Source organism: Rickettsia sp. Oklahoma-10, assembly GCF_039954865.1.
GTDB lineage: Bacteria > Pseudomonadota > Alphaproteobacteria > Rickettsiales > Rickettsiaceae > Rickettsia > Rickettsia oklahomensis.
Window position 1 is genome coordinate 234,953 of the sequence record NZ_CP157197.1, and the last position, 18,737, is coordinate 253,689.

Genomic DNA, 18,737 nt, shown 5'->3' on the forward strand with positions numbered 1-18,737 from the left:
ACGAAGATCAACTTCAAAAAGAGTAATCGGTCCACAAAACAAGGAATAACGGTATATTAATATAGTTCGTACCACACCGTACTTGTAGGACTTGGTACCAATTTTTAAAGTTCTATCTCAGTATATATTTCACCTGTTAAACTATTACTTGCAGCTTTTATAATTTTTACATCAATAATTTTACACAGTAACTCTTTATTAGGGTTTTTGATATATACGGACTGCATATATGGAGTTTTACCTATTATTTGATCGTCGAATTTACCTATGCGATCAAATAGAACTTTCATGGTACTACCAACACAACTTTCATTAAAAGCTAGTTGTTGGCTTGATAGTTTTTTTTGCAATATAGTTAATCTCTCTGATTTTATATGTTCCGGTATTTGGTCTGTTCTAGTTGCTCCAGGGGTGCCTGGACGAGGACTATATTTAAATGAATAGCACTGACCGTATTTTATTTTACTTACCAAATCTAAAGTATCTTCAAAATCTTCATCTGTTTCACCGGGAAACCCGACAATAAAATCAGAAGAGAACACTATATCGGGTCTTGCGGCTCTTAAGCGATTAATTATATCAAAATAATATTCTCTATCATGTTTGCGGTTCATTGCTTTTAATATTTTATTTGAACCTGATTGTATCGGTAAATGTAGAAATGGCATTAATTTGGGTTCAGTGCCGTGCAGTTTTATTAGATCATCCGTCATATCTATCGGGTGTGACGTGGTATAACGCAATCTTTCTAAATTTGGAATTTGTGCTAAATGCCTTATTAAATCAGCTAGACTAAATGTCTTATCATCTACATCCTTACCATGATATGCATTTACATTTTGTCCAAGTAGCATAATTTCTTTAGCACCGCTGCTAACTAATTTTAACGCTTCTCTATAGACCTGTTCTATGTTCCTTGAAAATTCAGCACCTCTAGTATAAGGCACTACGCAGAAAGTACAAAATTTATCACACCCCTCTTGTACTGATATAAAGGCACTTGCTCCTTGCGGATATAATTGCTCAGGTAACTGATCAAACTTTGCTTCTTCAACAAAATCGAGATCGATTAAATGTTTTTCATGTCTAACGACTTTAGAAATTAATTGTGGTAAATTATAATAAGACTGTGGACCAACAACAATATCAACATAAGGAGTCCTTGTAAAAATTTCCTCCCCTTCTGCCTGAGCAACACAACCGGCCACAATTATTATTGCAGAGCTTAAACCTTGGTTTTTTCGCATATCTTGTAGTTTCTTAATACGACCAAGTTCAGAATAAGTCTTCTCGGCTGCTTTCTCTCTAATATGACAGGTATTTAGAATAATAACATCTGCTTCTTCAATATTATCCGTAAACTCATAACCAAAGGGATAAAGCAAATCTTTCATCTTGACAGAATCATAAACATTCATCTGACATCCATAGGTCTTAATATAAAGCTTCTTACTCATAAAATTTTAACATTATAAAAAAGTTTTACATTATAAAATATTTAAACAATTTAATCAAATTTTAAATAAACTGAAAGCAGACATTTAGTCATACTGTGATCAAGTTGATATTGTTGCATGGATCACGATTTCACCACTATCAATCCTGCGCCTTGATCGCAGGATTAAGATAAAAATGTCACAAACACATAAACTAAAAGTTATTTTTTATTCAAACCACAGTATGACACCCAAATGCGTTTTTCGATCTATACAACAAAGTCTTTACAATCAGTGAATATGTGTATATGTCTGCAACTCCGCAGCATATTTTACTTGCTCTAAATCAAACAGCACAATTATTACTATAAAATCCGTAATTAAAGTTAATATTTCCTCAGTATCTCTATATTAATGTGTTTTAAAACAGTTAACACCTTGGTAATATTCACCAATCGGAATCACCAAATATAACAATAGAGGCTTTTATTATTTCAATACCTCTTTCATTTTGAATTAAAGCAAGTAAAATCGAAGTATCTAGTAATATATTATTCATGTTTTGCCTCTGCTCTTCTTATTCTAATCAATTCATCCACTAGATAAATTTTTCTCCATACAATCGTTGTAATCTTTTAATTTTGCTTGCAGATTTGCTAAAGCTTGAATTGGAGTAGTAATATTATAAATTATATCTTCTTTCATATGTAGTACTATATCAATCAACAGTTAAGATATGCAAGACTTTATCTAAAAACTGAAAGAATAATAAACTATCCGTGCTTACCAAACTTATGTATGCATAACTTCTATAAAATTCTCTTTTTTGCCTAATAATATTTAAATGAATATTATTTTTATTTTTACATGTTGTCAAATAACTATATGTCTTTTAAGCTTGATGTAAGAGAATTAAAGTAACATCTTAACTATCTATATAAATTTAACATGAAATATTAAATTTGTATGGATAATGATTATACGTTTTTTAGCAAAAGAAATAGCAGAACTGATATCTCCTACACATTTATATTTATACTTATAGAAACCTTCAGATTTGGCAAAATTATCTGGTCCTAAACTTTACTTGCAACTTATACCAACCACTTAGTTATTGGTGAAATTCAAAGGATGATGCATCAGCTTTTGCAAGTTTTATGTATTGTTATTGATGAAAGACGTCAACAGGGATCAAAAGTTAAACAGTGCTTACTTCTTGCTTCTAAAGAATTATTAAAACATTCTATGAAATCATTAGCAGGTCGTATAATTTATAATCAGCTTTGTCGTTTTAATGCTCAAAAAATTAGAAAAGCCGGATATATTGATGATAATTTATTATGACTTAGAGGTAACTTTCCAGACAACTTACTCAGTGCTTTGAATAATAGCAGTATGAATTGGAATCAATCTCTCATAATGACTTATTTAGACTTGAAATACTGCAACTCGGCTATACCTATAGAAGTTTTACTCAGAATCTAGACTATATTCACTCATTGCCAAGGTAATTTATTAAATGCTAGTAAAATAGTGGCAAACCTTGAAATATCAGTAACTAACTATAATTAAGATATAGATCTATTTGAAGATTTATTTGTCATAAGCTTGCTAAGCCACTGGTAAGTAATAAAGAAACAATTAGTCAGAACCATGAAACTATACATTCGTGATAGCGATATCCTAAATGCATTATTAAATCATTAAATCATTAAATCTTATGCTGAACTATTCGTACATTATATTCTCCGGAGGCAGCTGTGAAGGATTTGTAATAGAAAACATTTTATCTATGGTTAAGAATAAAACGAATAGTTGGATTTATAGAACTGCTGGAGGGCTAGAGGTAGATTTTAATACTAGAATCAAGTATAAATAATGACAGCAATTGAACAAAAGGTCTCTTACTCCCTTCTATATCCAAAGCATTATATAATGTATTACAAGATTTAATAATAAATATTAATTAAATTCACAAGTTAAGTAGTGTCTTTATCATCTTCTTAATCTATTAATAAAAACAGAGCTGCAATAGTGTCATAATTACCGATTCTTTCGTTGATTTTTTTTGACTGTTCTACTCTATCAATAAATATAAAAGCTGTTCCGTACTAATTTTATAATTTCTATTATATCTTGATCAAGATATACTTTAAAGCAACTTAAAACATTTTTTTGTTCTTCAGTTAACTTAGATAGAATACCGTTCATAATTCATTATATTAATTTCCTGCCATACTAACTAATTCTTCTATATCATGTGACTTTAAGCTTATAATTAGAAAAAACTAATAAAATAGTACTGTACAAACTTTCCATAGATTGATGTAACTTAAAAGCATATTTGTTCCTCTTAGTAAAATACTATAAACATCAATAAAACATTCGTTAGCATGTTTAAATCACTCTTCATAATATTTTTTAGCAATTTCTTTTCTCACTCCAATGTAACTCCTTAGATTCGTTGTAAATTCAACGCTATCATATATAAAGAATACCTTCTTTTGTGATATATCATTATAAAAATAACGCCCTTTTTCTAACTGACTATTTTACATCTATTGAATCAAAAATTATAGATATTAATGAATTATTAAAGAACATATTTGCTCATGATTTATTACTACCGTCTTCTCTAATATATATCTTTCAATCTTAAAGTAGCACCATATGATACTTTTAAGCATAATCAAAACATCACCTTTTAGGTAGATCATACACCCAATCACCCCTAGTAAAAGAAAGCCATACAAGATAATCATAGCGATTGTATCTCTTGTGCAATATCTAGAATTTGCTGCCTATAAAATTGAATCTAGAACTAATTTAACGTTTGAGTAAAACTCTCAATATCTATCATTATCATTATACACTCCCCAAATTACTTTCTTTGAAATCCAACCTGTGTAATTCTTACAAGTAATTTGGCAAAATTGTTCTTTACATTTTTTTAAGCTACAACGAACCTTAGGCATTAATCTTGCTATCACTCGGCTTTTAGGATTGATAGCTTTGGTAAGCTCTATTTCTTCATCACCAATAATAATTACTGATCTTTTACCTGATAAAACACTTGAATGTATCCAGCCACCTTCACCGTTAATGTCACGGACTTGTCTCCATTGTGCGTACTCTGCAATTATTTCTACCGGCTCACCTTTTTTAATAAAAACCCATTCTACAGCAGATTTAGTCGTTGGTCCACTCCTTGCATTTACTTCATTAGATTTTATTGAAACAAATCTTGGCACAGGCAATTTTTTATTATCGGCATTAATTGTTGTTGATAATACTATTGTAATTAAAATGATAAAAATTTTAATCATTATCTTCCACTTCAGACAAAGCATCCTCTTTTTTTACTATTATATAATTACCAAGCCTAAATTGCACTTTTATTCTATTAATTTCTTGCTCACTAATACCTATATGTTTTAAGACTATTCCACCGATTTGTAATCCTGTCTCATAGCTTTCTGGAATAATAGTTGTGGCCCCTAAATCATAAAACTCTCTAGCATTTTTTAAATTTTTTAACTTAACGATAACAGGTATATCCTGATAATTACTGCTAATTGTCTTAAGCGATTTCTTGATAGTTACTTGATTATTCATAGTAAGTATTATAGCAAATGCTCTTTCCGTACCTAACGCCTTTAGAGTATCGGCTTGCGATACATCACCTTTAAAAACTGGCAAACCGTTTGATAGCTCTTCTTTAACTCTATCATCATCTAAATCAAGTATTACGTAACTTACACCTTCTGCTTCCAAAACTCTTGCTACCATTTTACCAATATTACCGAGTCCAGCAATAATAATATGGTTTGTTAAATCTCTTGCACCAAGCTCAATCATTTGAGTCGGGGTTTTACCAAGTCCTTTATCAACTTTCTCGGCAATCTTTTTCCCTAAAGCTGCAAGTAACGGAGTAAGTGCCATAGTAAAAGTAACTACAAGTAATAATATATCGGCAGTACTTTCTTCTAATATTCCGCTATCTTTGCCTAAACTGAATAATATAAAACCAAACTCCCCACCTTGCGATAATAACAAACCCGAATAAAATGCAACTCCTTTATTAAAACCGAATAAAATACAAAAAGCCGTTATAATTAAGGTTTTTATACCTATTAAAGCAATCGATAAAGTAAGAATATGAGATATTTTTTCATACATTTCTAAAGCATCGATATTCATACCGACAGTCATAAAAAACAGCCCTAAAAATAAACTTTTGAAAGGATAAATACTTTCTTCCGCCTGCAATCTAAATTCAGTTTCTGCAACTAATACTCCAGCAACAAACGCTCCAAGAGCTAAAGATAAACCAAATGTTTCGGTGGCCCAAGCAGCAGAAAGTACTATTAACAAAGTCATCGCAATAGGTAACTCGCTTGCATTATTACTTTCTGATGAAATGAATGAAAACACAGGGCGAAGTAAAACACGACCGACAATAAATATTGTAAGTAATGCTGTTACGGCTTTTAAGAGTGCAATACCAAGGGCAGCAGCAAGGGAGGCATTATTGTTACTAGCAAGTAACGGTACTATCACAAGCAATGGCACTACGGCTAAATCTTGTAGTAAAAGAATTGCTAAAGAAATTCTCCCTATTTGTGTCGATTGGCTACGATTTTCTTCAATAACCTGCATAACAAGAGCCGTAGATGAGAGTGCAAGACCGCCACCGGTAATAATAGCTGCACTACTATTACCGTCTATAAGCACCATTGCACCGGCAATTACTATAGCAGTCGTTAAAACTTGCAAACTACCAAGACCAAAGACATATCGTCTCATAGCTTTTAATCGTTCAAAAGATAACTCAAGACCTATTGCAAATAATAGGAATACCACACCAAGCTCACCTAGCAACTTTGTTTGATCGTATGTTACGATTTTTAAACCGTGATCACCTATCGCAGCTCCGGCAATTAGGTAGCCAAGTACAGGACTTAGCCTAAAACGCTTAAGTATAGCTACGATAAAAACCGCAGTACCAAGTAAAATTATAACGTTAATAAGAATATGATCGTTCATCTTTTCCAAATTTCTTCTAGCCTAAAATGCTCCCGTACTTCAGGATAAAAAATATTAATTAAAATAGTACCTGCATCTATCAATACCCATTCTGATTTGTCAAGCCCCTCAATATTAATACTTATACCAGCATTATTTTTTAATTCTAAAGCTACATATTCAGCAATTGCTTTAATATTTTTAGTCGAACGACCACTAGCAAATATAATATAATCGGCTAATTTATGTTTTCCCATTAAATCAATTACCTCAATATTTTCTGCTTTTTTTTCACTCAAACATTCTAAGATAAATAATTTTAATTCTTTTGCTTCTTTTTTCATTAGAATTAATAAATGATATAATTTTATATTAATTATTATATGCACAAGAGTAGCTTTTATCAATGAATGTTTAAAATTCTGTAATAAAAATTCATATAAAACTTTACTTTAAGTAAAAAAACTTAAATTTTTTTTGATAAAATAATGGCAATTTATGCAAAAAAGTTAGAAAAAATAGTTAAGGAATACTTTCCAAGCAGTATAATAAAAATTACTGATTTAGTAGGAGATCAAGGCCATTATGTACTAGAAATATTTAGATGTGCTAATGTATTTTCTTTAATTAATCAACATCAATTTAGTAAAAAATGCCCTGTCTTAAATACTAAATAAAAAACTACATGCAATAACCATAAAAACTATTGTAGTTCTTAGTCTATGTAAAGATTTCAAATTATTATTTTAGGTAAGGTGATATCGATATTATATTTTGATTGTCCTAAGTATTATTGGGCTTTTGTGAGGCGCCTCATTTTGGCTGTTGATTATATAAGGACTACAATTGAATTTACTCCTTATTATATTTAGACTCTCCACATAACCTACTTCCAAAGGCAATTTGTATACGCTGCGATGCTGCATTCCGTGTTTTCTTACAAATTCCTCTTATAAGATAGGTTAGGAAAGAGGTCTATTTACATTTACTCTGCCAGTTGTTTTTCTATCCATTCTTTATGTTTTTATTCATCTAAAAGACCTTGTTTTAAGGTTTTTGATGCATCATTCCATTTATACTCATATAATCTTTTATATAGTATTTAGTCTCTTCTTCATTTATATGCATAGCATATAATATAGCTTTATCATCAACTAAATCAGCAAGTATCACTTTACCTTTTGTTAGCAATTGCTTACTAGTCCCTTGACTATAGTTATATTTTGATAAAAGTTTAACTCTTTTACATGTCTTTCATGGTCTGTTTTAAATGCGTCCAACTGTTTTTTTATAATCTTCATTAGCTATTCTATGTAATAGCCGTTTTATATGCTGCAATAACATCATAATCAAGTTCACATTTACTACCCTATGACAGCAGTCACACCGTATCTTCGAGAATTAGCTTCCTCCGCTGCAGGATTTGTTACCGTGATCTGCATCTTTAAGAATATTAAGTCTCTTACCTACTTTCTTAAGCAGTAGTGGTGTATATTAGCATGTGCAGCATTACATAATTCAAAACGACTTAATGTCCACTACCTGAATTTCTACCGTTACCTGTACCTGTATAGTTATCTCTGCAGACATATAACGTTATTATTAGCAGGAGATACACCTGTTTGCAGCAGGATTACCATTATTACCGTATGAGCCTGTTTCCACCATTGGTGGATACTGCAGTTAGAGCCTGTACCCACCACCATAGCTTGTCACTACATACGCAGTTGATGCTGGACCATTATAACTTGTACCACCATTATCAACTGAAGGAGTATATCTGCCAACATTCCGCTTGCCACTTGCAGGTGAGTTACCACCTGTACCAGATCAATTAGGACCAAATCCACTGGTGCCACTACTGTAATCGGAGTATATAAAGTATTATATACTCCCAGATTATTAGGCGGAATATATTGTTCACTATATTGCTGGCAGTTGGAGACGTTTGTATTAGACTGTAACCTCCAACGCTTGGACCAACATAGAAAAACCAATTGGATTAATAAGCGTTGTAGTTATTCTATGTATTTCATTTGTCTCTGAATTATAGATAATAGGTGTTAAATACTTCACATCTTTGTACTCCCTACAGGGGGTATTCACTATAACATTATCGACAGGAGTATTTATTAAAATTTTATATTATATATTGTTACATACCCTGTTGGTTCTATATGTATAAAGTATAAATGAATTAGATCTACCATCTAACAAAACATCCTTCATTAGCTGTAACGTTTAACAGTAGATTTGCCGCATTACCGACTATTTTATATTACCGCCTACTACACTAAATATAATAATAAGCACTACCTTATCCGATAGCAGAAGGATCACTTTGTGCAGTTAAAAATACTTTGATTAAAGAAACATATTGATAGATCTATAGTACTACCACTCACTAAGACTATATTACCACTAATTAGCATTACCTGTTTGATTGGCATTTGTTGCATAAGACATAATAGTAATCTTATCAGCAGGAGTTGCCAATCTCATACTAAAGTGATCTTATTATTACTAAGGTCAAAAATTATATTACTTCCTGAGATTATTATAAGCTACCTCTGGTAAAAATAATCGTTGCTTGATTGGCAACTATGATAGCTACTCCTAAATCTGATTGGATTAAGACTATTTTCTTCAGTGTAAAAGCAATAAAATTAGTACCGGTTTAGTGGTTTTGAGCTACACTTCATAGTTAAATTTAATGACTACCGCCGTTAATCGGCACTTGTACAAAGCATGGCATTAGTGTATTTGGCTGAATAGTGACTACTGCTACCTTGAAAATATCTGAAACAATTTTTGTTGTATAATTAAATTTCCTCTCGGCACCTTATCTTAACACTGCCGACGGCAGCTGCAGATATATCTAAACTTCTACTGTCATTACCGGTAAATATGGCTGATTTACTAGAATCAATAATAATATCTTTAGCATAGGTATCCCCTTTTACCATACCTTTATTAATACTGAACTGAACTAGTTTAAGACTTAAATTCTTAGCACCTAAATCATCGATAAAGTGCTATCAGCATTCAATATTGTACCGTACTCTTGATCTTTTGTCTTGGTTTGTTATACTAGAGTAAAAATCTTTACTGTCGATTATGATTTCATTGTCACTGTTAAACTGCACGGTTTTAAGGTAATTTGAGTCTGAACCAAACAGCATAGTACCTGCTTGTTAAATCACTTGTTATTACAAAAGTATGAATTTTATTGCCAGTAGTCACAGCCCCACCCACTAACACTTGTATTAGCACAAGTGAATGTAGCAGATTGTGAAGAGGTAAAATTGATATTGTTAACATATACTTGGTTATTTAAGTGTTACGTCTCCACCGTTTATTTGTATTATCCCTAAGGGACTAAGTCACTGTACTATAAACCTTTAGCAAAATTATATGTTTTACTGGATTCCTGCTTCCACATGTATAACACAATAATACTTAGGTATAAATAAAACCACTTTTGCTAGATAAAATCTATAAATTTTTAAATAAACAAATTGATTTGATACGAATAATAGAGTATATTATAAACATAAATATAATTCTCGGGGCGTAGCGCAGCCTGGTAGCGCATCTGGTTTGGGACCAGAGGGTCGGGAGTTCAAATCTCTCCGCCCCGACCACAAAAACATAAATTATAATGTCAAAAGATGACCTAATTCAGTTTACAGGTACAGTACTTGAGCTTTTACCTAATGCTAATTTCAGAGTAAAGCTTGAGAATGATCATATAATTATTGCTCATACTTCCGGTAGGATGCGTAAGAATCGTATCAGAATATTATTAGGGGATAAAGTTACAGTCGAAATGACCCCTTATGATTTAACTAAGGGGCGTGTGATTCATCGTCACTAATCTTAAAGTATGAAGCGGAACCAAAAAACCTTATCGATTATATTAGCTTCCAGGTCTTCTACAAGAGTTGAGTTATTAAACAGAATCAAAATCATCCCTTCACGAATTATTACGGCAGATATAGATGAAACACCTAATTTACGTGAGTTACCTGTTTCCTTAGCCGTAAGACTTGCTTACGCAAAAGCTATAAAAGTCGTATCTCAAATAGAAGAATCAGCTATAATTATAGCTGCTGATACCGTAGTGGCAGTAGGTAGAAGAATATTGCCGAAAGCTACTACTTACGAAGATGTTAAGAATTGTATTAAGATATTATCAGGGCGTCGTCATCGTGTCTATACTGGTTTATGTATTATCAAAAAAGAAAATGGCCAGCTTACAATTAGACAAAAAACAGTTCAGACTATTGTTAAGTTCAAAAAATTAAGTGATGAAGAGATTAACTTTTATTGTTCTTTAGATGAAGGAATAGACAAAGCTGGTGGCTATAAAATTTCCAGTTATGCAGAAGCTTTTATCTCATTTATTTCCGGTTCATATTCAAATGTTATGGGATTGCCTCTATTTGAAACAGTAAATGCTCTAACTTCTCTAGGTTTTAAGGTATCTCAGTAAGATTTTTATATCGCACAATGTCACCCAGTTCACTTGACCACGGAGTACAATCTTTTTAAATTTTGTCTAGACCCCATCATGGGATGACAATAAAAAACTAATCCATGCACCTAACTGCTTAGTTTCCAGGCTTATCCACATGACTTCTCTCATAATTTTCATGACGCTCTTGAGCTTCAATACATAATGTAGCAATAGGTCGTGCTTCTAATCTTTTTATACCTATTGGGTCACCTGTTTCTTCACAGTAACCGTATTCCCCATTTTTAATACGTGATAACGCCTCTTCTATTTTACTCTTTAATTTACAATATCTATTTCTACTACGAAGCTCAAAAGCTCTTTCTGTTTCATGAGTGGCACAATCATTAAGATCGGATTCTTTCAAATTTTCTTCCTTTAAATGATTTAAAGTCTCTTGAGACTCTTTTAATAAATCATCTTTCCATCTTAAAAGTTTTTGTCTAAAATATTCTAGTTGATTAGGACACATATATTCTTCATCCTTAGAAGGTTTATATCCCATAGGTAATTTAGGTGTTTCTAGCATATTAATATCTCAATATTAGATTAATCTATTTATATTTAGAAGGTTTTTAATAATAATATATAACTTAAAAGTAACGCAAGAAGATTTAATATTAATATATTTTATTCTTTAATTGGATATGAATTAGTATATACAGACACTAAATGCTTTATACTTGTCTTAGTATAGTTTTGTGTAGTAGATAGACTTTTATGACCTAATAGCTCTTGAATAGAGCGTAAATCTGCACCATGCTCAAGCAAATGCGAAGCAAAACTATGTCTAAATGAATGAGCAGTTAAATGTTCAGGTAAACCATAAAAACGCTTTAATTTAATTAATTCACGATTAAATACAGATGGCTGCAATTTCTTACCTTGCTTTCCTCTAAATATCGGTTCATTATCACCTAACTTATATGGCAATATTTCTAAATATTTGGTAATTAAATTTTTAGCAATCGGTAACCACGGAATTATTCTTTCTTTACTACCTTTACCTATTATTCTTATAAATTCTAGATTTTGTAGATGAAATTTCGTCATTGATAATGCTTCCGATATACGAAGCCCTGCAGCATATATAAGAACAAGTAGAGCTTTATTTCTAAGTTCTACCCACTTAACATTCCCGTATTCTTCAATATGTGCAAGTGACATCACTACATCATATTCCGATAAAGCCTTTGGTAACAATTTAGTTTTTTTAGGAGATTTTATAGAAAAAATTATATGGCTATTTAATTGCGCTGTTTTTTCTAAAAACTTATAAAAATTTTTTACTGCAGATAAACCACGTGAAATTGAAGATATAGTAAAATTATCACAGTTACGTTTTGCAAGCCAACTTCTGATTAGTCTTATATCTACAGTTTTAATATGATTTATCGTTACAATGTCTGAATTATAATAATAAATAAACTCCAAAAAATGCTTAAGGTCATTATTATAAGAAATTACTGTATGATTAGAGTAATTTTTTTGCAAAATGAGGTATTTTTGCCACTTATTTATTAATTCCTGAATTGATGTATCTAACATTCATGAAAACTTAACTATAATATTATTATTAACAATTATTGACTCATAATTTTATAAATATTAGCATGAATCAATGGTTTTTATGTTTACATCACGTGACATATAAAAAAACATAAAGGCAACACAACTTCTTAAGTAAAATATTCACAAAATTTATATTTATTTTAGGAGAATGTATAATGATAATACACAATTTTTAGATTTAATGAAGCCCTATATGAATTTGGAATTTTATATGAGTTCTCTGCAAAATATCCCTATAGACCTTGCATTCAACAAGTACAATGCAAAGAACTATGAATATTCTTGTAATAACTAACCAAATTGCTAAGGAAAGCATGCAATCTTGTCTTAAGAAAAATTCCGAGATTATACAAAATAATGTTAATACTATTTAAAATACTACTAAAGAAGCAGCAAATTCTAAAAATTTCAAACTAAGTTAGTGAATGTCATCAAAAATGTTTATATTTATGGAACATCTATAGACAAATGCTAAGCAACTGGATAATATAGCTGAATCTTCAACCAAAATATTAGAAGCCGCAAATAAGCATATTGTCGAGAATGTTCATCATGCTCATAATAATGCAGCACATTACAGAACAAGTACAAAAAAACTTTAATAAGAAATCTGCTTAAAAAATAACTAAAACGGTCATACCGAAGCTTGATCACAGTACCTTTTTATAAGGTACTGTGATCAAGCTTCGGTATGACATAGTAGAAATTACCCTTTAATTACTTGCTTTTCTGCTTAACCAATTTTGTAAATAAGACTCTGCTAGTTCCTGATCTTCTATAAGAATTACATTTTCAGCATTACGTTTATCAGCAGCAGCTGTGAAATTAAACGAACCGGTTATTACTTTCTTTTTATCGATAATTATAACTTTATTATGAGCGATTCCTGATACTTTATCTATACCTACATCAATTTTTGCTCGTTGTAATGCACGTAACTTAGAAAATTTCTGCTTTAAATTACTACGATCAAGCAATATTCTCACTTTTACTCCTCGTGCTTGTGCATTAATAAGTGCAGTAGTAATCAATGTATCACTCATACCGTATGCCTGCATATAAATAGACTCTTCAGCTCTATCTATCTGATTGGCTATAAACTTAGTACAACCGGCAGGCGGGGTAAAACATGTACTAACTTTCCTTCTTGAAAGCTCTGAAATATTGTAATGCTTGATTTGTGGAGCAGATGAAACTAATAATTTTTGGTTTATTAGATTAGTAAAATAATCCAAATGCTGGCTATAAATACCTAAAACAACTCCCAAGATAAAGACAATACTTATTTCTGTAAACTTAGCATTTTTTCTCTTCATGACTTATTTCCATTTTAGAAATTGCCTGTAGACTTACAAATCGTCATTGCAAGCAACTAAAGAATTTGTTGCATGTGGAACACGATGTCATTCCTGCCTTTGTGGAAATAACATTAAAGATTATTTACCAATCCACGCAACAACATATTATTTTGTACAATCACTATCCTAGAACTGCTTCAATAACCTTTAGATTCTGATAATCTAAAGAATCTACTAACTTATTATCATTATTTTTACAAGCCAACAATTCCACCATGAATCTTTATATTCCTTAGCTTTCATAAACCACTCATGACTACTTAAATTTAAGTCATCATTAAGCCGATAATTTTTAGCACTAGTCGGAGGACCATGCCTGCTACATACCTTGAATCTGTGAGACAAAAAAAATCTTATGTTCATTTAATAATTTCATCATATAATTGAACGCCATGGAGCTATATGATCTTCTTTTGCTAATACAAAAAAAGAATTACAATCAACTTTTCCAAAATCTATTTTTGTTTTAAGTATCTCTAAAGTATTAAACTCTTTTAGAAAGTTATTATACAATATATATGTTGGTTGGAATCAATATTCCAATATAGCAGCAAATCAAAATGCATTGTTTTTTACCAAGTAAATAATTATTGATAAAAACCGTCCAAATTAAATCACTTTGAAATATAATTTTTCCTTGCGTTACCGCAATATTCCCACAAGTTTAAATGCTGATCTATCAGTAGTTTCAGTATCGAATATATCCGAAACTTTTTATATCTCATAAGAACTTTTCTAGTCCTTGTACTAGATTTCTGCTTTTTAATTCACGTAAAACTTTTGGATTACAAAAGGTAAAATTCGCAGGTGAATATATCTTATAAAATGTTTAGTTGCAAACTCTAAATGTTGCTTAAGATCATTTGATAGTTTATTCATTAAGCATTACCACAAAGAATCTTTAAATCTTTTATCTAAATAATCTGAATAAAATACATCTTTTACCAGACTACTAAGAAATTTTGTAAAGTTATTCGCTGTAAGCTCTCTTAATTTATCAATATACTCAACATTAATCCTACAAAATTTAGGATTAACCTAAAATGTTTTACCATTAAAGATGGCTATAATTATCAATTAGGCTTCTAGGAATCATAATCCCTCTACCTTGCATGAAATGTAAAATAAGTTCTTGATTACTTATAGGCAATTTCTTTGAAATAATTATCGTATCGTGTTGGATATTATACATATTGAGTTCCAGTATCAAAATCAGGTGTATCACACTGTAGCTTGACCACGGTATCCAAAAAATAATTAAAAAACACTGGACCCAGTTATCAAGTTGCAGAATAGCATATAAAAAAAAGCTTATATTTTTAAACTATCCCAAATATTATCAATCTTGTCTATAACTTCCTGACTCATTTCTATTTTTGTACCCCATTTTCTATTTGTTTCAGGGTATATTTTATCTGTTGCATCTATGCCCATTTTACTACCAAGGCCTGACTGTGGTGATGCAAAATCCAAATAATCTATCGGAGCATTATCTATAAAAGTCGTATCACGCCTTGGATCACTTCTTGTTGCTATTGCCCAAATTACTGCTTGCCAATTACGAACATCAATATCATCATCTACAACAATAATAAACTTACTATACATAAATTGCCGCAGATAAGACCAAATACCAAGCATTATTCTTTTAGCATGACCAGAATAAGATTTTTTAATCGATACTACTGCAATTCTATATGAACATCCTTCAGGTGGAAGCCAAAAATCAACTATTTCAGGGAATTGTTGCTGCAAGATAGGAATAAAAATTTCATTTAATGCTTCACCGAGTATTGACGGCTCATCAGGCGGCTTACCTGTATAGGTACTTAAATACACAGGATTTTTCTTCATTGTTATTGCCGTTACGATAAATACCGGAAATTCTTCAACATCATTATAATATCCGGTATGATCACCAAAAGGACCTTCAGGCAAATATTCCTCTAAACTTACATAGCCTTCCAGCACTATTTCACTATGTGCCGGTACTTTTAAGTCAATAGTTTTACATTGTACTAACTCTACTTTTTCATTACCAAGTAAACCAGCAAAATTATATTCTGAAATATTGTCAGGTATAGGCGTAACCGCTGCCAAAGTTACTGCTGGATTTGCTCCGATAACAATAGCAGCAGGAAATGGTTCTTGTGTTGCTTCCCTCCAACGTTTATGATGCATTGATCCACCACGTAATTTAAGCCAACGCATCAATAGCTTATTTTCTGAAATAACCTGCATGCGATATATTCCAAGATTATAATTATCAATAGACCTATTCCCAAACTCTACCTCTAGAGGTAATGTATACGTTGACCCGATACTCGCATCCTTACGTATATCCATACATGATTTGGTACTGAGTTTCGTATCTCCTTTAAATTCCTCTCTATAAGCCAATTTGAAAATAGGTCTAATTTTATCTTTAGTTGGACCTTTAGTAACTACTATCCCCCAAGTAATTAAAGGTGAAATATCATCAGGCCAACATCTTTGAATCGGTAATATATTGATATTCGGTTTGTCAATAATGACTTCATGACAAGATGCTTTTGATATAGTTTTAGGAGACATAGCAAATATACGCTTAGCAAGTGGTAACATTGACAATGTTTCTTTTAAAGATGCCGGAGGTTGCGGCTGTTTTAAAAATGCTAGTAAAACACCAAGCTCTCTTAATTCCTTAACATTCTGAAACTTTAGTCCCATGCAAATACGCTTTATGCTAGCATAAAGATTAGTTAGAACAGGTATATCGGATTTAGTGCCATCGGTTTTTATAACATTTTCAAAAAGTAAGGCAGGTCCACCTTGTGCTAATACTCTTCTACTAATTTCGGTAATTTCTAAATCAGTTTTAACTTCGGTAGAAATACGCTTTAATTCACCATTTTTTTCTAAAAATTTTAAAAATTCTAGCAAATCTTTAAAGCACATAGTTTTATTTTTTCGTTTATAATACGTGGCTTATTATATAGCTACTACATTCCTGCGAAAACAAAAACCTAGAAATGAGTATTATACTATGGCTTGACCACCAAGGTATCCAAAAAAAATAAAGTCTGAATTCCCACAACCAAGTCGCATAATGACAATAGAGAAAGCTGGATTCACTCTTTCACGAGAATAACATAAGAGACACTTTTCACTACTTACTAAAATTAGCATTTACCCGCATATCATTCTGAATAATTGCATAGTTAATTAACTCATCAATTATAGAATTTTTAATATTATATATTATACTTTTTTCTGAATTGAAACGAATATTTTTAGCTGTTAATTCATCTATGCTTCTAGATTTAATATGTGCAAAATATACTTCATCGCCTACCTGAAACACAGGTGTATTACTTCCTATTTTAGTGTTAAAAATTGATAATAATATCTCAGGAGTTAATGAGAGTTCATTTTCTATTTCGGATCTAATATAATTTTTTTTACTTATTTTTATTCCGGTAGCTTTAAATTCTTTTATATTCTCTTGATCTGAATTATATTCCTTTGCTAAATCTTTAATAATGTTTAAGTTTACATCTGCTATATGCTGTTTTATCCAAACTTTATTTACCTGCTCTTTAATACTATCAAATTCAGGTATTTTTGTCGGCTGAATTGATTTTAATTCCACCAACATAAGATAGCTTTTATCTTCTGCTTCTATAGGATAAGATAATTCTCCTTCCGAAAGTTCAAAAATACTATCAGCATTTCCGGCAATTATTTCATCTTCAATAAGCTCTGCATAACTGACATAATTAACGTTGTGTATCGGTAGCTTATATTTTTCAGCAATGTCAATCAAGCTAGCACCGGCTACCGTCTCATCTTCCAGCTTTTTAGCAAACTCCATATTAAGTATATCGATTTTTTGAGCCTTTAATAAATCATATAATTGTTTTTGTACCGTTTCAAAACTTTGATTTCCAAATTCATCTTTATTTTCATTATAAAATTCTAACAATTCATCTTGAGTAACTGAGACTTTTAGATCCTTGATATTAGCTTTAATATAAGAAAAGCTGCGTTTCTCAGGTACTTCAAACGAGGTTTTATTATCTTGATAAAAATCCTTTAATTGCTGATCGGTAGGAGTAGGAATTTGTAAATCTTTCGGTTTATTTTGTAAATCTATTTGTACTAATTCTACTTCTCTTTTTTCAGCCATATAATCTACTATATTTTCAGTCATAGCTTTAGGAATATAGAAACTTTCTGCAAAAATACCAACAAAAATATTTTTTAAAGCTTTTTCTTTGAAATTTAATAAATATTTTTCTTCATCCATATAAGAATTTCTAAAATAAGTTTTAAAAATTTTAATATCAAAAACACCTTGCTCATTTTTAAAAACTGGTGATGCTTTAACTAAAATTTTAACTGTATCATCACTTAGATCTAAGTCATAATAACTAACTAAATAATCTAAAACATTATTATAAATAAGCCTTTTTAGGATTCGGTTATCAATATTTAACTGCGCTATTTCTTCATCGGTTAAACTTGTTCCAGTTTGCTTATTTATAGAATTAATTTCCAAAGATTTTGCTTGCAAAAAATCTGCTTGAGATATATTTTTTGCATGAGAAAAAGTAACAATATCGCCACCTCTTCCTCCATTTAATACATCTTTAATACCAAAGACAATAAAAGCAAAAGCAATCATTCCGAATAAACACCGCATTATAAAACTATCGGCAGTTTTTCTAATACTATCTAACATAATTTTTTATTTAAGACTCACTATACCATCCCGTGGCTTGACCACGGAATCAAGTATTATTAGTATTTTAAAGTTATTTTCATAGGCCCCGTAGTAAGCTACGCTGC

17 protein-coding genes, 1 tRNA gene and 4 pseudogenes are annotated in these 18,737 nt (G+C 31.0%); 7 read left to right on the plus strand and 15 right to left on the minus strand.

Annotated features, from left to right (window positions below; genetic code table 11):
* Positions 1 to 104 precede the first annotated feature (104 nt).
* Positions 105 to 1,457 (minus strand): tRNA (N6-isopentenyl adenosine(37)-C2)-methylthiotransferase MiaB, encoded by a 1,353-nt coding sequence (gene miaB / locus AAGW17_RS01080; protein ID WP_347939106.1) that lies wholly within the window; start codon positions 1,455 to 1,457, stop codon positions 105 to 107.
* A 1,110-nt stretch (positions 1,458 to 2,567) separates the two neighbouring features.
* Here miaB and AAGW17_RS01085 point away from each other — a divergent pair.
* Both AAGW17_RS01085 and AAGW17_RS01090 read left to right on the plus strand, forming a co-directional pair.
* Complete coding sequence (locus AAGW17_RS01085; protein WP_347939107.1) at positions 2,568 to 2,780, plus strand: hypothetical protein; 213 nt, start codon at positions 2,568 to 2,570, stop codon at positions 2,778 to 2,780.
* 376 nt (positions 2,781 to 3,156) lie between these two features.
* Positions 3,157 to 3,315, plus strand: a complete 159-nt coding sequence (locus tag AAGW17_RS01090) for a hypothetical protein (protein ID WP_347939108.1) — start codon at positions 3,157 to 3,159, stop codon at positions 3,313 to 3,315.
* Positions 3,316 to 3,521: 206 nt separating this feature from the next.
* On the opposite strand, the gene AAGW17_RS01095 is transcribed toward AAGW17_RS01090, so the two are convergent.
* From AAGW17_RS01095 to rsfS, 4 genes are all read right to left on the minus strand, one after another.
* Complete coding sequence (locus tag AAGW17_RS01095) at positions 3,522 to 3,647, minus strand: hypothetical protein (protein WP_347939109.1); 126 nt, start codon at positions 3,645 to 3,647, stop codon at positions 3,522 to 3,524.
* Positions 3,648 to 4,282: 635 nt separating this feature from the next.
* Positions 4,283 to 4,762: an SH3 domain-containing protein gene (locus AAGW17_RS01100; RefSeq protein ID WP_347939110.1), complete on the minus strand. Its 480-nt coding sequence runs from the start codon at positions 4,760 to 4,762 to the stop codon at positions 4,283 to 4,285.
* Positions 4,755 to 6,482, minus strand: a complete 1,728-nt coding sequence (locus AAGW17_RS01105) for a monovalent cation:proton antiporter-2 (CPA2) family protein (protein ID WP_347939111.1) — start codon at positions 6,480 to 6,482, stop codon at positions 4,755 to 4,757. Before AAGW17_RS01105 ends, AAGW17_RS01100 begins: the two co-directional genes overlap by 8 nt.
* Positions 6,479 to 6,805 (minus strand): ribosome silencing factor, encoded by a 327-nt coding sequence (gene rsfS, locus AAGW17_RS01110; protein WP_347939112.1) that lies wholly within the window; start codon positions 6,803 to 6,805, stop codon positions 6,479 to 6,481. Before rsfS ends, AAGW17_RS01105 begins: the two co-directional genes overlap by 4 nt.
* Positions 6,806 to 6,949: 144 nt before the next feature.
* Here rsfS and AAGW17_RS01115 point away from each other — a divergent pair.
* Positions 6,950 to 7,127, plus strand: a pseudogene (locus AAGW17_RS01115) (BolA/IbaG family iron-sulfur metabolism protein).
* Positions 7,128 to 7,508: 381 nt separating this feature from the next.
* Here AAGW17_RS01115 and AAGW17_RS01120 read toward each other — a convergent pair.
* Positions 7,509 to 7,652 (minus strand): hypothetical protein, encoded by a 144-nt coding sequence (locus AAGW17_RS01120; protein WP_347939113.1) that lies wholly within the window; start codon positions 7,650 to 7,652, stop codon positions 7,509 to 7,511.
* Positions 7,653 to 9,283: 1,631 nt separating this feature from the next.
* Positions 9,284 to 9,427, minus strand: a complete 144-nt coding sequence (locus tag AAGW17_RS01125) for a hypothetical protein (RefSeq protein ID WP_347939114.1) — start codon at positions 9,425 to 9,427, stop codon at positions 9,284 to 9,286.
* 601 nt (positions 9,428 to 10,028) lie between these two features.
* Here AAGW17_RS01125 and AAGW17_RS01130 point away from each other — a divergent pair.
* The 3 genes from AAGW17_RS01130 to AAGW17_RS01140 all read left to right on the plus strand — a co-directional run bounded on the left by AAGW17_RS01130 (position 10,029) and on the right by AAGW17_RS01140 (position 10,956).
* Positions 10,029 to 10,105 (plus strand) — tRNA-Pro (locus AAGW17_RS01130).
* 17 nt (positions 10,106 to 10,122) lie between these two features.
* Positions 10,123 to 10,338, plus strand: a complete 216-nt coding sequence (gene infA / locus AAGW17_RS01135; protein ID WP_347939115.1) for a translation initiation factor IF-1 — start codon at positions 10,123 to 10,125, stop codon at positions 10,336 to 10,338.
* A 9-nt stretch (positions 10,339 to 10,347) separates the two neighbouring features.
* Positions 10,348 to 10,956 carry a Maf family protein gene (locus AAGW17_RS01140; RefSeq protein WP_347939116.1) on the plus strand — a complete coding sequence of 203 codons (609 nt, stop codon included), beginning with the start codon at positions 10,348 to 10,350 and terminating at the stop codon, positions 10,954 to 10,956.
* A gap of 118 nt (positions 10,957 to 11,074) precedes the next feature.
* Here AAGW17_RS01140 and dksA read toward each other — a convergent pair whose 3' ends face one another.
* Both dksA and AAGW17_RS01150 read right to left on the minus strand, forming a co-directional pair.
* Positions 11,075 to 11,506: an RNA polymerase-binding protein DksA gene (gene dksA / locus AAGW17_RS01145; RefSeq protein ID WP_347939117.1), complete on the minus strand. Its 432-nt coding sequence runs from the start codon at positions 11,504 to 11,506 to the stop codon at positions 11,075 to 11,077.
* A 101-nt stretch (positions 11,507 to 11,607) separates the two neighbouring features.
* Positions 11,608 to 12,525 carry a tyrosine recombinase XerC gene (locus AAGW17_RS01150; protein WP_347939118.1) on the minus strand — a complete coding sequence of 306 codons (918 nt, stop codon included), beginning with the start codon at positions 12,523 to 12,525 and terminating at the stop codon, positions 11,608 to 11,610.
* Positions 12,526 to 12,730: 205 nt separating this feature from the next.
* Between AAGW17_RS01150 and AAGW17_RS01155 the strand changes: the two are divergent.
* Positions 12,731 to 13,041: pseudogene (locus tag AAGW17_RS01155) on the plus strand (phasin family protein).
* Positions 13,042 to 13,262: 221 nt separating this feature from the next.
* Here the strand turns inward: AAGW17_RS01155 and pld are convergent.
* The 6 genes and pseudogenes from pld to AAGW17_RS01190 all read right to left on the minus strand — a co-directional run bounded on the left by pld (position 13,263) and on the right by AAGW17_RS01190 (position 18,630).
* The gene (gene pld, locus AAGW17_RS01160; RefSeq protein WP_347939119.1) at positions 13,263 to 13,865 is read right to left on the minus strand and encodes a phospholipase D; all 603 of its coding nucleotides are present in this window, start codon (positions 13,863 to 13,865) and stop codon (positions 13,263 to 13,265) included.
* Between the two features lie 216 nt (positions 13,866 to 14,081).
* Positions 14,082 to 14,270, minus strand: a complete 189-nt coding sequence (locus tag AAGW17_RS01165; protein ID WP_347939437.1) for a hypothetical protein — start codon at positions 14,268 to 14,270, stop codon at positions 14,082 to 14,084.
* Positions 14,271 to 14,282: 12 nt separating this feature from the next.
* Positions 14,283 to 14,420 carry a hypothetical protein gene (locus tag AAGW17_RS01170; RefSeq protein ID WP_347939120.1) on the minus strand — a complete coding sequence of 46 codons (138 nt, stop codon included), beginning with the start codon at positions 14,418 to 14,420 and terminating at the stop codon, positions 14,283 to 14,285.
* A 798-nt stretch (positions 14,421 to 15,218) separates the two neighbouring features.
* Positions 15,219 to 16,178, minus strand: a pseudogene (locus tag AAGW17_RS01175) (UbiD family decarboxylase); the annotation flags it as partial.
* Positions 16,179 to 16,325: 147 nt separating this feature from the next.
* Positions 16,326 to 16,844 (minus strand): annotated as a pseudogene (locus AAGW17_RS01185) (UbiD family decarboxylase domain-containing protein); the annotation flags it as partial.
* Positions 16,845 to 17,055: 211 nt separating this feature from the next.
* Entirely contained in the window at positions 17,056 to 18,630 is a 1,575-nt protein-coding gene (locus AAGW17_RS01190; RefSeq protein WP_347939121.1) for a SurA N-terminal domain-containing protein, read from the minus strand.
* Positions 18,631 to 18,737 lie beyond the last annotated feature (107 nt).

Bases quoted from the DNA above. Each gene is read 5' to 3' on its own strand.
- miaB (WP_347939106.1), bottom strand. From the start codon at position 1,457: ATGAGTAAGAAGCTTTATATTAAGACCTATGGATGTCAGATGAATGTT.
- AAGW17_RS01085 (WP_347939107.1), top strand. From the start codon at position 2,568: ATGATGCATCAGCTTTTGCAAGTTTTATGTATTGTTATTGATGAAAGA.
- AAGW17_RS01090 (WP_347939108.1), top strand. From the start codon at position 3,157: ATGCTGAACTATTCGTACATTATATTCTCCGGAGGCAGCTGTGAAGGA.
- AAGW17_RS01095 (WP_347939109.1), bottom strand. From the start codon at position 3,647: ATGAACGGTATTCTATCTAAGTTAACTGAAGAACAAAAAAATGTTTTA.
- AAGW17_RS01100 (WP_347939110.1), bottom strand. From the start codon at position 4,762: ATGATTAAAATTTTTATCATTTTAATTACAATAGTATTATCAACAACA.
- AAGW17_RS01105 (WP_347939111.1), bottom strand. From the start codon at position 6,482: ATGAACGATCATATTCTTATTAACGTTATAATTTTACTTGGTACTGCG.
- rsfS (WP_347939112.1), bottom strand. From the start codon at position 6,805: ATGAAAAAAGAAGCAAAAGAATTAAAATTATTTATCTTAGAATGTTTG.
- AAGW17_RS01125 (WP_347939114.1), bottom strand. From the start codon at position 9,427: ATGGTAAAAGGGGATACCTATGCTAAAGATATTATTATTGATTCTAGT.
- infA (WP_347939115.1), top strand. From the start codon at position 10,123: ATGTCAAAAGATGACCTAATTCAGTTTACAGGTACAGTACTTGAGCTT.
- AAGW17_RS01140 (WP_347939116.1), top strand. From the start codon at position 10,348: ATGAAGCGGAACCAAAAAACCTTATCGATTATATTAGCTTCCAGGTCT.
- dksA (WP_347939117.1), bottom strand. From the start codon at position 11,506: ATGCTAGAAACACCTAAATTACCTATGGGATATAAACCTTCTAAGGAT.
- AAGW17_RS01150 (WP_347939118.1), bottom strand. From the start codon at position 12,525: ATGTTAGATACATCAATTCAGGAATTAATAAATAAGTGGCAAAAATAC.
- pld (WP_347939119.1), bottom strand. From the start codon at position 13,865: ATGAAGAGAAAAAATGCTAAGTTTACAGAAATAAGTATTGTCTTTATC.
- AAGW17_RS01165 (WP_347939437.1), bottom strand. From the start codon at position 14,270: ATGAACATAAGATTTTTTTTGTCTCACAGATTCAAGGTATGTAGCAGG.
- AAGW17_RS01190 (WP_347939121.1), bottom strand. From the start codon at position 18,630: ATGTTAGATAGTATTAGAAAAACTGCCGATAGTTTTATAATGCGGTGT.